Here is an 11,988-nt window from a genome sequence, read left to right as displayed (position 1 = left end):
ACGGAGTGTGGCTTTATTTTATTAGGGGTTGGGCGCCGTGGACGTGTTGCTTTCGGCCATCTTTTCGGTCGCCGTGCCGAACGTGGTCGACAGCTGCGAGCCCAGGCCCTGCATGGCGGCGATCGCGGCGACGGCGATCAGAGCGGCGATCAGGCCGTATTCGATTGCGGTGGCGCCTTCTTCGTTGCGGCGCAGCTTGGCGAGAAACTTCATGTCATGTCTCCTGAATGAAAGCAGTCTTGTGTACCCGGTCCGCCCCGCCAGGCACTCGCTTCGGCGCTTTGGACGGTTGTTATCTAGCGAAGAAGTGTTGAAAAAAACTTAAACAGAGAAAGTAATTACTGACCTGAAATCGCTGCAGTCGACTTGTCGTTGACAGAGGTCCACAAAGCGATCGTTTCCGAGGCGAGGCTGTTGAGCGCTACAAACATGGCAAGCACGATCATGGCCAGAATCAGGCCATACTCTATTGCAGTGGCGCCATCTTCATCTCGAAGAAGGCGGGCAAGGAATGATGATTCTGTCATGAATACTTGCAATGCCCCCAATCATTGATTGAATTAGCGGCTTAGCGTTAAAGAGTTCCTAAAGGAGGGGGTTTCCCTGGAAAATTTCCTTACACCCTTGCTGGTCGTCGCCGTGGCTCTGCTACGCGCGGACGGGCGCGTGCTGATGCAGCAGCGGCCTCTGGCGTCGCAACACGGCGGGCTCTGGGAGTTCCCCGGCGGCAAAGTCGAGGCAGGCGAGACGCCCGAGATGGCTGCCGCGCGAGAGCTGCATGAAGAGCTGGGCGTGGCGCTGGCGCCGGAAGCGCTCATGCCGGTGGGCTTCGCGAGCGGGCCGGGGAGCCTGCCGTCCGGCGACGAGGCGCTCAAGGCCAGGGCGGAGAGCGCGGGTGGGGGCGGCCGTGCCATCGTCATTCTTCTTTATGCGTGCCGTGCCTGGGAGGGCGAGCCAGAGGCCCATGAGGCCGAAGCGCTGGGCTGGTACATGCCCGGCGAGATCCCGGGTCTCGACATGCCGCCGCTCGACTATCCGCTCGCCGCGGCCTTATCCACAATCTTGGCGCAGAACGCGATATAGGCGTTGACGGCAAGGCGAAGCGCTCCTATTGGCGCCTCTCCAACGCGCCCGTAGCTCAGCTGGATAGAGCATCAGACTACGAATCTGAGGGTCGGACGTTCGAATCGTTCCGGGCGCACCATTCTCCTTCGGGGGCATGGTCTTTGGTTGGAGAATGACATTTGCGCCCGTAGCTCAGCTGGATAGAGCATCAGACTACGAATCTGAGGGTCGGACGTTCGAATCGTTCCGGGCGCACCATTCTCTCCTTCGGCAGGGAATGGCACTACATAGGGCAAATTGTGCGCCCGTAGCTCAGCTGGATAGAGCATCAGACTACGAATCTGAGGGTCGGGCGTTCGAATCGCTCCGGGCGCACCACTTGCACCAACGCACTGAAAACCCCGCGGAGCCTGGCTCCAGCGGGGTTTTTCGTATTCGCGATGCCAGGCGGGCTGAGAGGCCGGAGCAGGCTGAAACGAAAAAGGCCGGAAACGCAGCTGCGCTCCCGGCCTTTCGATCAGATTGCCCTCAGGCGATTACTGGCCGCTGGGGGTCTCGCCTGCGGCGGCAGTGGCCGAGGGAGCCGCTTGGGCATCCGCACCCGGCTGGCCGCCGGCGCTGGCCTGCAGCTGCGAGTTGAACGCCGTGGACGTCATGCCGAGCGTCAGCGACTTGTCCGCGCCGAGCCCGAAGTAGGACTTCTTGAGCTGGGCGACCGAGCCGTTGTTGAGCGCCACGAAGACGTCGTCGCCTTCGACCTTGCTCACGGTGCCGAGAACGACGCCGTCGCTGCTCTTGATCGGCTTGTCGGCCACGAAGGCGGTGGCGAGTTCGGCGCTGCTCTCAGCCTTGGCGCCGTTCACGGCGGCTTCGAGGTCGGCCTTGTTCATGCCGATGGTCAGGCCCTTTTCGCGCATGGCGAAAGCGGTACCGGGCAGGCCGGCGCGGGCCGTGCCGGTGTTCACGGTGACGACACCGTTCTGGACCGCTTCCACGGTACCGACTTCGGAGCCATCGGGGGCATAGACCTTGGCACCTACCGTCGGGGCGGCGGTGGCGGCAGCAGCCGTGCCCTGAGCCATGACGGTCACCGGGGACAAGGTCGCGGCGGCGATCGCGGCGGCGATGAGAGATTTCTTCATGGCATACTCCTTCTCGATGCGGGAACCGACCCAACGGTTCCGGCTCGGAAGCTTCCGACGCGTAATCGCTGCGGAAGCGTGAATGGTGGTCCGGAAAATTCACGACCCGGACGATTTGTTCCAACCCGAAAGTTGGAAGCCCGTTCCGCGTGGGTTAGCACTGGGAAGGAACGGACTTTGACGGTGCATGTTGCACACTTGCAACGGAATGGCCGCTGAACGGTGCCGGATCAACCGTCAAAGCGGCTCTTTTTTACGGTGAAGTGGCGGAAATCGGCCATTCGCAGGTTTCAGGGGCGGCAGGTCGTGTCACATGTCGGACAAATGCCCTTCGGAACATCCCTCGATCTCAACCCTTGATCGCGGGCGACGGCTGATCCAGCAAGGTAAGTGATGATACAAAACTCGGCTAACGGTGGAGGCCAGGACCCAGCGGCTTCGCCATCGGTCTGGCGCTACGCCATGGCGAAGCGCGCCTATGTGGTGATCGACGCGGCCGACTATTTCGAACTGATGCGCGGCGTGATGGAAGAAGCCCGGCAACGCATCTTCCTGATCGGCTGGGATTTCGATTCGCGGATCCTGCTCGCCTCGGGCCGCCGCTGGTGGCAACGCGGGCGGCGCCAGAAATTTCCTGCGCGGCTCGGTTCCTTCATCATCTGGCTGGTCAAGTCGAACCCCCGGTTGGAGATCCTGCTGCTCAAGTGGAACATCTCGCTGGTGAAGTCGCTCTTTCGCGGGACGATGGTCTTCGATCTGATCCGCTGGGCGTTGCAGGCGCGAATCGATTTCAAGTTCGACGGCGCGCATCCGATCGGCTGCAGTCACCATCAGAAAATCGTGGTGGTGGACGATGTCTTCGCGGCGTGCGGTGGTATCGACATGACTTCCGATCGCTGGGACACGCCGGATCATCTGCCCAAGGACCCTCGGCGCCGCCGCCCGACCGGAGGGCTCTATGGCCCCTGGCACGACGTGACGATGGTGATGGAGGGCGAAGTGGCCGCCGCGCTGGGCGAATTGGGGCGCGAGCGCTGGAAGGTTGCGGGCGGTGCGGAGATCGCGCCTTGCGTGCCGCAGGACTTCAGCCCCTGGCCTGACAAGCTCCGCGCCGAATTCGAGAATGTGGAAGTCGGCATTGCCCGGACCCGCGCCGAATATGGCGAGTGCCCCCAGGTCAGCGAGATCGAGGCCCTGTTCGTGGAGCAGATCCGCCGCGCCCGCCGCTTCGTCTACGCCGAAACCCAGTATTTCGCCTCGCGCGCGATAGCCGAGGCGATCTGCGAACGGCTGCTGGAAGACGATCCGCCGGAGTTCCTGATCGTCAATCCGCTGACGGCGGACGGCTGGCTGGAGCAGGTGGCTATGGATACCGCACGCGTCGAACTGGTGCGGACGCTGGGCGAGGCGGACCATGCCGGTCGCTTCCGCATCTACTACCCGGTCGCCGCGGACGGCACGCCGATCTATGTCCATGCCAAGCTCATGATCATCGATGACGAAGTGCTGCGGGTGGGTTCGGCCAACATGAACAACCGTTCGATGGGGCTCGATTCCGAATGCGATGTCTTCATCGATGCGGCGCGGCCTGCCAACGCCCATGTCTCGCCGGCGATCGCGGGTTTGCGCCATCGCCTGCTCGCCGAGCATTGCGGCGTGACCGAAGAGACCATCGCCGAGGCGCTGGATCGCCATGGCTCGATGCTGGCGGCGGTCGAAAGCCTTGTGCCCACGGGCAAACATCTGGAACCCTTGCCCTTGAAACATCTCTCCGAAGCTGAAAGAGCGCTGGGTGAAAGTGCTCTGCTCGACCCGGAACGACCCGGAGAGATGTTCGAGCCGATCGAGCGGCGCGGTCTCTTCCGCCGCAAGGGGCAGCTCATGCGGCTGCGCCTCATGGACAGATTGCGAAGGAGTAAGAAGGGATGAGCAGCCTTGACGGTCCCGACGAGGACAACCCGCTGGGCAAGCCGGCCGTCCCCGACCATGTGCAGCAGGCCATCCGCACGCTGATCGAGTGGGCCGGAGACGATCCCGCGCGCGAAGGGCTGATCGATACGCCCAAGCGCGTGGCCCGCGCCTGGAAGGAATATTGCCAGGGCTATGGCGAGGATCCGGCGATCCACCTCAGCCGCGTGTTCGAGGAAGTGGGCGGCTATGACGAAGTGGTGCTGCTGAAGGACATTCCCTTCCAGTCGCACTGCGAACACCACATGGCGCCGATCATCGGCAAGGCGGCGATCGCCTATCTGCCCAAGGACCATGTCGTGGGCATTTCCAAGCTGGCCCGCGTGCTGCACGGTTTCGCGCGCCGTCTCCAGATCCAGGAGCGGCTGACCGCCGAAGTGGCGCAGTGCATCTGGGACCATCTCCAGCCGCAGGGCGTGGCGGTGGTGATCGAGGCCAGCCATGCCTGCATGACTGCGCGCGGCGTGCGTACGCCGGGCGTCAGCATGATCACCAGCCGCATGATGGGCACTTTCCTCGACGACGAACGCAGCCGCAAGGAAGTGCTCAGCCTGATGGGCTACTGAGCCGGGCATTTCGGCCACGCTGAGCGCGGCCTTGTCCGGTGCCAACGTTCGGGATAGCCGTCCGAACCCAATTATCCCCGCTTCCGCAGCGCAGGGGGCTTGAACAGCCTCTCGCGCTGCGGTGAAGGAAAGCGCGTGCCATGCAGGTGATGGGCATGCGCGGGGCATGAGCCGGGGGACAAGGTGAGCGGACGGATCGAGACGAGCGAAGGACGGCCGGTCGCCGCCGCGGCCCCCACGGCCGAAGCCAGGACGACAGCGCAAGCGTCCTGGACGCGTTGGGCCGCGGCGCTCGTGCCGGCGGCAATGCTCGCCGTGCTGCTGCTCCGCCGGGTCTGGGATGTCGACATTTTCTGGCAGCTCAAGCTGGGCGAGATCATCCTTGCCCATGGCGGCCCGATCTCGCGCGAGCCCTTCGCCGCGTTGCATCTGGGCGAGCCGCTGCCGGCCATCGGCTGGCTGGCGCAGGCCAGCATGGCCTTCGTTCGCGCCATCGGCGGCTGGGACGGCCTGCGGATCTACGATTCGCTATGCTGGCTCGGCGGGTTCTGGGCCGTAGCGGCCGCCTGCCGCCTGCGGGGCGCCTCCAGGCTGGCGGTCGCCGCCGCGCTCGTGCTCCCGTTCATTGCCGCGCTCGCGACGGCCAGCATTCGGCCGCAGAGCTACGCCTCGCTCTGTTTCGGTCTGCTCCTGGCGCTGCAGCGCCTCGAATTGCGACCGCTCCCGGCCATCGCGCTGGGCGTGCCCTTGCTCCTGCTCTGGCAGAATCTGCATCCCTCGGTCAGCGTCGGCGCGCTCGCACTGGGCATCCAGACGGCCCTTGGCCTCCTTGCCTGGCTGCGCGACCGCAGCGGTCCCTTGCCGATCGGCCCGGCGATCCTGAGCCTGGCCGCGATCGGCGCGGTCTTCGCCACGCCCGACGGCGTCTCGATCCTGGCCATTTCGGCGAAGAATGCCGAGATGAGCCTTGCCATCGGCGCCAGCGAATGGCGCCCGCTCTGGATCGAGGGCAACTGGACCAATGCCGTGCCGGTCCTGGCCGTGGCCATCGTCGCCCTGTACCTTGTCCTGCGCCAGCAGGAGCGCCATGAGCCGCGCGAACTGTTGCTGGCGCTGGCCCTCTTCATCCTGACGGCGACTGCCTATCGCTTCGTGCTGTTCTGGGCCCTTGCCCTCGTTCCGGTGATCGCGCGGGCCATGACGCGGGCCGTGACAGGGAGCGAAGAGTGCGGGAGCGCCCAACGTGCCGCGCCGCGGGGGCTGGCCGCAGCCGCCGTGCTGTTCGTGGCGGCGATCACGCCGATCGCGGCACCGACGCGCTTTGCGCCTACTCTGCCGCTCGGCGCCATCGCTTATCTGAAGACGCTCGACGTACACGGCACCATCTACGCCGATTTCCCCTATGGCGGCCCTGTCATCGACGCGGGCTGGCCGGCCTGGCACGTCGCTTATGACGGTCGCTACTATCGCTACGCGCGCGAGGAGTGGCAGTACAACGGCGGGATCGAGAACGGCTACGTTCCCCTCGTCGACGTGATCGCCAAGTGGCATCCGGCCGCGTTCCTCATCCAGGAAGAGCACAATGCGCCGCTGGCAGGGGAACTCGCCCGCTCGCGGCGCTGGCAGCGGGTCTATCGCGGGCCGGGCGGCGTGGTCGTCTATGTCCCCCGCCGCCCGTCGCAGCGCCGCTAGCTCTACTTCGGCGCGTGGGGCTCGCCGCCCGAGAAGGCATCGGCGATCGAGCAGGCGGCCGGGCCGAGAATGACGATGAACAGCGTCGGCAGGATGAACAGGATCAGCGGCACGGTCATGATCGCGGGCAGGCGGGCTGCCTTTTCCTCGGCGCGCATCATCCGTTCGTTGCGGAATTCGGCGGACAGGACGCGCAAGGCCGAAGCCAGCGGCGTGCCGTAGCGCTCGGTCTGGATCATGGTGGTGACGACGCCGCGCATGGCGTCGAGATTGACGCGGTAGGCGAGGTTTTCGAAAGCCTGCCGGCGTTCGGTGAGGAACGACAGTTCGATCGAGGCGAGCGAGAATTCCTCGCCCAGTTCGGGATAGGCGCGGCCGAGTTCGCGGGCGACACGGTCGAACGCGGCGTCCACGGTCAGGCCGGCCTCGGCACAGATCACCAGCAGGTCGAGCGCGTCCGGCAGGCCCTTGCGGATCGCGTCAGTGCGCTTGGTGACCATGTTCTTGATGAAGATATCCGGCCCCTTGTAGCCGGCGATCAGCATCCCCGCGAAGCCCATGAACTTCTTGAAGCTGCTCCATTGCGGGAAGTAGTCGATCCCATAGATCACCAGAGCAGCGGTGCCGCCCATCAGGATCGGCGCGACGAGGCGCGCGAAGACCACCGCGACCGCCCATTCCTTGTTGCGGATGCCGGCCTGGGCCAGCTTCTGCTCGATGGTGCGAAGCTGGCTGTCCTGCAGCATCTTCAGCTTGCCGAGGAAGGCGCCCATGCGGTCGGTCGTCTCGTTCCGGCGCACAACGCTCTGGCGCTTGCGCGGGGCGGTGGCGATCCCGGCCTTGAGCGCTTCGCGGCGCTGGTTGAGCGCCTTGACGCGCTTGGCCATGGGATCGCGCACGGTGACCGCGGCATAGATCGCCAGCAGCACGGCCGCCGCCGCGACGGCCGCGAGCAGCGTGCCGACCATGATGACGTCGAAACCGAGAAGGGTGGGACCGGCAGGTTGGTTTGGCATCGGACCGTCTATCTTTCGCTCAGATCTCGAAACTGACCATCTTGGCCATGATGAAGGCGCCGATGCCCATCCAGACCGCGCCTCCCATGCCCGCCACGATCAGGCGGTCGTCCGTGAAGAACTTGCCGATGTAGCCGGGGTTGATCCACCAGATCATGCCGAAGACGATGAAGGGCAGGGAGCCCACGATATAGGCCGAGGCCTTGGATTCCGAGCTCATGGCGCGGATCTTGAGCTTCATCTGCGAGCGCTTGCGCAGCACGTCGGACAAGTTCGCCAGGGTTTCCGCCAGGTTGCCGCCGGTCTCGCGCTGGATGGCCAGCGTGATGCAGAAGAAGGCGAATTCCGGGATGTCGAGACGGTCGGAAGTGTCCTGGAGGGCATCCTCCATGGTCTTGCCGATCTTGATGCGTTCGGTGACGAGCTTGAACTCCTCGCCCACCGGGCCGGGCACTTCCTTGGCGACGACGCCGAGCGTCTCGGTGACGGGCAGGCCCGAGCGCAGGCCGCGTACCAGCAGTTCGATGGCGTCGGGGAACTTGGCGTTGAACGCGTTGGTGCGCCGCGAGATGAGCTTGTTGAGCACGAAATGCGGAATCCCCGCGCCCATGAACAGCCCGAAGGCCAGCGCCAGTACCAGCGCCTTGGTCTTGAGCAGTACCAGCAGCGTGACGAAGAGGCCGACGCCGCCGGAAACGTAGAGGTACTGGTTCAGCGACCAGCTCACGCCCGATCGGTGCAGGCGCAGGGCCAGGGCGTCGATCCGCGAGCCCGAACCCGCGGTCTTGTGCATTTTCGGGCGGCGCGCGGCAACGGCCTTGCGCATCTGCGCCTCGACGCGGTCGGTCGTGCTCTGCGAATGGCGGTAGCGCACCGACTTCAGCCGGCGCGTCGATTCCTTGGCGGGCGAAGGGCCGGAAAAGGCGACCCAGACAAGCGCCACCGCGCTCGTCAGGCCGATCGCCAGCAGCAGCAACTGCATCATGTTCATGGCCGCTTTTCGCCCCTTACGCGGCCCCTCAGCGAGGAGCCGTTTCCTTCTTCGCCGCGGCCTTGCCCATGAAGGCCTTGAGGTCGAGCTTGCCGAGCAGCGAAGGCTTGGCGGCAGCGCCGCCCGGCACCGCGCGGGCCTCTCCGGTCTCTTCGAGGATCAGGCGCGAGAGGTCGCGGATTGCGGCACCGGCCCGGTTGGTGCGGTTGGTGTCGGCGAATGTCTGGCCCAGCTTCGCGGCCATCGATGCGGCCTTGAGGTCGTAGGGAATGGCAATCTGCACCGGGGTTTCGATCGAGGCTTCGAAATCGGCCTTGGTGATCTCGGCCAGGCTGGGCTGGATCTTGTTGGCCACCACGAGCACGCGGGCATGCGGGGCATGGGCCTTGAGCCAGGACAGCATGCGGATCGTATCGCGCGCCGAGGCCAGCGTCAGTTCCACGACCAGCACCACCACGTTCACATTGGCCAGAAGCTGCGGGAAGTTGATCAGCATGTTGCGCGGCAAATCGATGACCGTCATCTCGAAGGCCTGGCGGAATTCTTCCTCAAGCTGCACGAAGGCCGCGCCGTCGGTCATCAGCGGCGTGCCGATGGGGGCTTCGGCCGAGAGGATCGCCAGGTTGTCGTTGGCGCGGATCATCGCGCGTTCGATGAACAGGCCGTCGATGCGGCTGGGGTTCTCGATCGCGTCGGTCAGGCCGCGGCCGGGTTCAAGGTCGAGGCAGAGCGCGCCGGTGCCGAAATGGATGTCGAGATCGAGCAGGGCGGTCGGCAGCTTTTCGTCCGCGCTGAACAGCCAGGCAAGCGATGTCGCCAGGGTGGAGGCACCGACACCGCCGCGCGTGCCGATCACGGCCGTGGAAAGGTGGGACTTGGCCGCGCCGGGCTCATGGCCGCGCGGGGCCGAGAACACGGCCTGCGCCTGCGCCAGCGTATCGCGCACGGTGCCGGGGGAGAGGGGCTTGAGCAGATAGTCCTGAATGCCGCTGGCCAGCAGGTCGCGGTAGAGGCGCACGTCGTTGACCTGGCCCACCGCGATGACAACGGTGCCGGGCTCGCAGACTTCGGCCAGGGCATTGATGTCGTTCAGCGGGTCGCCGCTTTCCGACAGGTCCACCAGAAGGATGTTCGGGCTTGCGGTGATCGACAGCGACTGGACCGCGTTGCGCAGGCCGCCCTTGTTGCACTTCTCCGGCTGCCAGCCCATTTCGAGCGCAATGGGGCGCAGCACGTCGAGCGATGCCTCGTCGCACATATAGGCAGCGAACTGGTCGCGGCCGCCGGGGCCGCCGGATTTCCAGGGTGCGTTCATGGCTCAGTTCGCCTTGCTGGAGGTGGCGGCGACGGTGTTGCCGCCCGTGGGAGTGGCGCTGCGATAAGCCTCGATCGCCTTGGACGCGCTCATGACGGTGGTTTCGCCAGTCGACTGGGCGCCGTGCACCAGGTCTTCGGGATTGGCGACCATGGCCGCGATATTGGCATTGGTGGCGCAGCCGTAGTTGCTGGTCAGGCCGTTGTTGGGATTGAAGTCGTTATGGGCGGACCAGTCCGGGCAACCCGGCACCGAAGCCTTGGTGCGGGCGACGACGATCCGCGCATTGCCGGCATCGACATAGCCGTCAGTGACCGGCGCGCCCTCGGTGAGGATCAGGCCATAGCGTCCGGCCACGGCATCCACGGCGCTGCGGACGGCGGGATTGCCCGAGGGATCGTCCACGAAGATGCGGTCGCCGTATTTGAGGCCCATGGCCTCGAACCAGCCGGCCAGCCGTCCCTGCTCCCCGGACCCGAGACCCGAGCCGTCGGTCCGCACGTCCAGCGTGTAGTTGACGCGCTCGATCACGGGCTGATGCACGCTGTTCATCGAACGGTTGGTGGGCATGCCGCCGCAACCGGCAAGGAGGAGGCCGAACGAGAGGACGAGCGAGCCGGCAGCGAGACGGCCGAGGCCGGGACGACGCGCGATCTGGTTGGACATCGGGATCATCTTTCTCAGTTCAGGCTGAAGCCGGGGCGAACGGCGGTATCGGCGGCCGAGCGCTTGCCGGACGTGGCGGGCGCGGTGGAGGCATCGCTCGCTCCCGGGGCGGCGCCGGCGCCGCTCACGGCTTCCGAGCGCTTCTTGCCGCTGGTGCCGTCGTTTTCCATGTTGCCGAGCAGGCGCTGCAAGTCGTTCGGGGCGTTGAAGCCGTCGGTCGGCAGCGCGATCTGGGAGGCATCGACCGGATTGACGAGGTAGGGCGTCACCACGATCACCAGTTCGGTCTCGCCGCGCTTGTAGCTGGTGGAGCGGAACAGCGAGCCCAGAATCGGCAGGTCGCCGGCGCCCGGCAGCTTCTGGATGGTATTGGTGGAATTGTTGCTCAGCAGGCCGGCGATCATGAAGCTCTGGCCGGAGCCGAGTTCCACGGTGGTCTCGGTACGCCGCACGGTGAGGGCGGGAACCTCGTAGCCGTTGAAATTGACGGCGCCCTGGCTCGACAGTTCGGAGACTTCCGGGCGGACGCGCATCGAGATGCGGCCATTGGCGAGGACGACCGGCGAATAGCTGAGGCTGACGCCGTATTTCTTGTATTCGATCGACGTGGTGCCGAGCGCCTGGCTGATGGGGATCGGATATTCGCCGCCCGCCAGGAATTCAGCCGTTTCGCCCGACAGCGCGGTCAGGTTCGGCTGGGCGAGGGTGGTGACGAGGCCGATGGTCTCGCCGGCGTCGAGCGAACCGAGGATGTTCACGCCGAACAGCTTGCCTGCCGCAGCCAGCGTGCTGCCGGCCGTGTTGGTGGTGACGCTGCTGCCGGGAACCGTCGTTCCATCGGGCAAGGTGATGGAGACGTCTCCGCCGACACCCATGGCGCGGCCGGGATGGAATTCGTTGACGGTTCCCTGCCCGATGCCGAACTTGAAGCCGCCGGTGCCGTCGATGGTGGCCATGTTCACAGCCAGAGACTTGACCAGCGAGCGGCTCACTTCCGCGATGCGGACCTGGAGGTTGACCTGCAGCGGGGTCGCCATGCGCAGGCGGCTGATGACATTGGCATCCTTGCCGACATAGGCCTGGACGAGGCGCTCTGCTTCCGCGGCGTCTTCCGGGGTCTTGACGGTGCCGGTCAGCAGGAAAGTGCTGGAACCCATCGTCGAGACGCCGATCTTCGCTTCCGGCATGGCCAGGCGCAGCATGGCGTCCACGCTGTCGAGGTTCGAACCGACGCGGATGGTGGCAGACCAGATCACGGCGCCTGCCGCGTTGCTGGCATAGACCGTGGTGGTGCCGCCGGCCTTGCCGAAGACGTAGAGCTGGCGCGCGGACTTGACCTGCACGTCGGCCACCGCGTCATTGGCGACGAAGACGTCGGCCATGGCGCCGGGCACGTTGATGAGCTGGCCGTTGCCGATCGACAGCGAGAGGTCCTGCGCGGGATGGACGACCGACTGCGCACAGGCAGGTGCGGCGGCCGCGAGCGGCGCCAGCGCGCAGGCCGCGATCAGCAGGGACTTGAGAAGGCGCGGTTGCATCGTGAGACCCTTCGTCGGATGGATGCGCT

Annotated in this window: 12 protein-coding genes and 3 tRNA genes; 7 read left to right on the top strand and 8 right to left on the bottom strand. The window is 65.6% G+C overall.

What is annotated here, in order from left to right; translation table 11 throughout:
* Positions 1 to 21 precede the first annotated feature (21 nt).
* Together AB4Z00_RS09175 and AB4Z00_RS09170 are read right to left on the bottom strand one after the other, a co-directional pair.
* Positions 22 to 213: a Flp family type IVb pilin gene (locus tag AB4Z00_RS09175; protein ID WP_442045689.1), complete on the bottom strand. Its 192-nt coding sequence runs from the start codon at positions 211 to 213 to the stop codon at positions 22 to 24.
* A 125-nt stretch (positions 214 to 338) separates the two neighbouring features.
* Positions 339 to 539 carry a Flp family type IVb pilin gene (locus AB4Z00_RS09170; RefSeq protein WP_442045688.1) on the bottom strand — a complete coding sequence of 67 codons (201 nt, stop codon included), beginning with the start codon at positions 537 to 539 and terminating at the stop codon, positions 339 to 341.
* 100 nt (positions 540 to 639) lie between these two features.
* On the opposite strand from AB4Z00_RS09170, the gene AB4Z00_RS09165 reads away from it, so the two are divergent.
* The 4 genes from AB4Z00_RS09165 (at position 640) to AB4Z00_RS09150 (ending at position 1,443) form a co-directional block, all read left to right on the top strand.
* Positions 640 to 1,083 (top strand): (deoxy)nucleoside triphosphate pyrophosphohydrolase, encoded by a 444-nt coding sequence (locus tag AB4Z00_RS09165; RefSeq protein ID WP_442045687.1) that lies wholly within the window; start codon positions 640 to 642, stop codon positions 1,081 to 1,083.
* A 44-nt stretch (positions 1,084 to 1,127) separates the two neighbouring features.
* A tRNA-Arg gene (locus tag AB4Z00_RS09160) sits at positions 1,128 to 1,204 on the top strand.
* A gap of 42 nt (positions 1,205 to 1,246) precedes the next feature.
* A tRNA-Arg gene (locus tag AB4Z00_RS09155) sits at positions 1,247 to 1,323 on the top strand.
* Positions 1,324 to 1,366: 43 nt separating this feature from the next.
* Positions 1,367 to 1,443, top strand: a tRNA-Arg gene (locus AB4Z00_RS09150).
* Between the two features lie 158 nt (positions 1,444 to 1,601).
* Here the strand turns inward: AB4Z00_RS09150 and AB4Z00_RS09145 are convergent.
* A complete protein-coding gene (locus tag AB4Z00_RS09145) occupies positions 1,602 to 2,207 on the bottom strand; it encodes a hypothetical protein (RefSeq protein ID WP_132262253.1) in 606 nt (201 codons plus the stop codon).
* Between the two features lie 393 nt (positions 2,208 to 2,600).
* Between AB4Z00_RS09145 and AB4Z00_RS09140 the strand changes: the two genes are divergently transcribed.
* The 3 genes from AB4Z00_RS09140 (at position 2,601) to AB4Z00_RS09130 (ending at position 6,433) form a co-directional block, all read left to right on the top strand.
* Positions 2,601 to 4,136, top strand: a complete 1,536-nt coding sequence (locus AB4Z00_RS09140; RefSeq protein WP_442045729.1) for a phospholipase D-like domain-containing protein — start codon at positions 2,601 to 2,603, stop codon at positions 4,134 to 4,136.
* Positions 4,133 to 4,741 carry a GTP cyclohydrolase I FolE gene (gene folE, locus AB4Z00_RS09135; protein ID WP_132262257.1) on the top strand — a complete coding sequence of 203 codons (609 nt, stop codon included), beginning with the start codon at positions 4,133 to 4,135 and terminating at the stop codon, positions 4,739 to 4,741. Before AB4Z00_RS09140 ends, folE begins: the two co-directional genes overlap by 4 nt.
* Before the next feature lie 183 nt (positions 4,742 to 4,924).
* Positions 4,925 to 6,433 (top strand): hypothetical protein, encoded by a 1,509-nt coding sequence (locus AB4Z00_RS09130; RefSeq protein ID WP_442045686.1) that lies wholly within the window; start codon positions 4,925 to 4,927, stop codon positions 6,431 to 6,433.
* A 2-nt stretch (positions 6,434 to 6,435) separates the two neighbouring features.
* Here the strand turns inward: AB4Z00_RS09130 and AB4Z00_RS09125 are convergent, their stop codons facing one another.
* The 5 genes from AB4Z00_RS09125 to AB4Z00_RS09105 are packed head-to-tail and all read right to left on the bottom strand — an operon-like array spanning position 6,436 to position 11,959.
* Positions 6,436 to 7,449: a type II secretion system F family protein gene (locus AB4Z00_RS09125; RefSeq protein ID WP_132262259.1), complete on the bottom strand. Its 1,014-nt coding sequence runs from the start codon at positions 7,447 to 7,449 to the stop codon at positions 6,436 to 6,438.
* Between the two features lie 19 nt (positions 7,450 to 7,468).
* The gene (locus AB4Z00_RS09120; protein WP_442045685.1) at positions 7,469 to 8,440 is read right to left on the bottom strand and encodes a type II secretion system F family protein; all 972 of its coding nucleotides are present in this window, start codon (positions 8,438 to 8,440) and stop codon (positions 7,469 to 7,471) included.
* Between the two features lie 28 nt (positions 8,441 to 8,468).
* Positions 8,469 to 9,755, bottom strand: a complete 1,287-nt coding sequence (locus AB4Z00_RS09115; RefSeq protein WP_442045684.1) for a pilus assembly protein CpaE — start codon at positions 9,753 to 9,755, stop codon at positions 8,469 to 8,471.
* 3 nt (positions 9,756 to 9,758) lie between these two features.
* A complete protein-coding gene (locus AB4Z00_RS09110; RefSeq protein ID WP_314468181.1) occupies positions 9,759 to 10,421 on the bottom strand; it encodes a CpaD family pilus assembly protein in 663 nt (220 codons plus the stop codon).
* 14 nt (positions 10,422 to 10,435) lie between these two features.
* Positions 10,436 to 11,959, bottom strand: a complete 1,524-nt coding sequence (locus AB4Z00_RS09105) for a type II and III secretion system protein family protein (protein WP_442045683.1) — start codon at positions 11,957 to 11,959, stop codon at positions 10,436 to 10,438.
* Positions 11,960 to 11,988 lie beyond the last annotated feature (29 nt).

This window comes from Novosphingobium sp. YAF33 (assembly GCF_052113265.1).
Classification (GTDB): Bacteria; Pseudomonadota; Alphaproteobacteria; order Sphingomonadales; family Sphingomonadaceae; genus Novosphingobium.
This window is presented reverse-complemented; position numbering and strand designations above follow the sequence as displayed.

Excerpts from the sequence above, each read along its gene's own strand:
- AB4Z00_RS09175 (WP_442045689.1), bottom strand. The coding sequence starts at position 213 with ATGAAGTTTCTCGCCAAGCTGCGCCGCAACGAAGAAGGCGCCACCGCA.
- AB4Z00_RS09145 (WP_132262253.1), bottom strand. The coding sequence starts at position 2,207 with ATGAAGAAATCTCTCATCGCCGCCGCGATCGCCGCCGCGACCTTGTCC.
- AB4Z00_RS09140 (WP_442045729.1), top strand. The coding sequence starts at position 2,601 with ATGATACAAAACTCGGCTAACGGTGGAGGCCAGGACCCAGCGGCTTCG.
- folE (WP_132262257.1), top strand. The coding sequence starts at position 4,133 with ATGAGCAGCCTTGACGGTCCCGACGAGGACAACCCGCTGGGCAAGCCG.
- AB4Z00_RS09125 (WP_132262259.1), bottom strand. The coding sequence starts at position 7,449 with ATGCCAAACCAACCTGCCGGTCCCACCCTTCTCGGTTTCGACGTCATC.
- AB4Z00_RS09120 (WP_442045685.1), bottom strand. The coding sequence starts at position 8,440 with ATGAACATGATGCAGTTGCTGCTGCTGGCGATCGGCCTGACGAGCGCG.
- AB4Z00_RS09115 (WP_442045684.1), bottom strand. The coding sequence starts at position 9,755 with ATGAACGCACCCTGGAAATCCGGCGGCCCCGGCGGCCGCGACCAGTTC.
- AB4Z00_RS09110 (WP_314468181.1), bottom strand. The coding sequence starts at position 10,421 with ATGTCCAACCAGATCGCGCGTCGTCCCGGCCTCGGCCGTCTCGCTGCC.
- AB4Z00_RS09105 (WP_442045683.1), bottom strand. The coding sequence starts at position 11,959 with ATGCAACCGCGCCTTCTCAAGTCCCTGCTGATCGCGGCCTGCGCGCTG.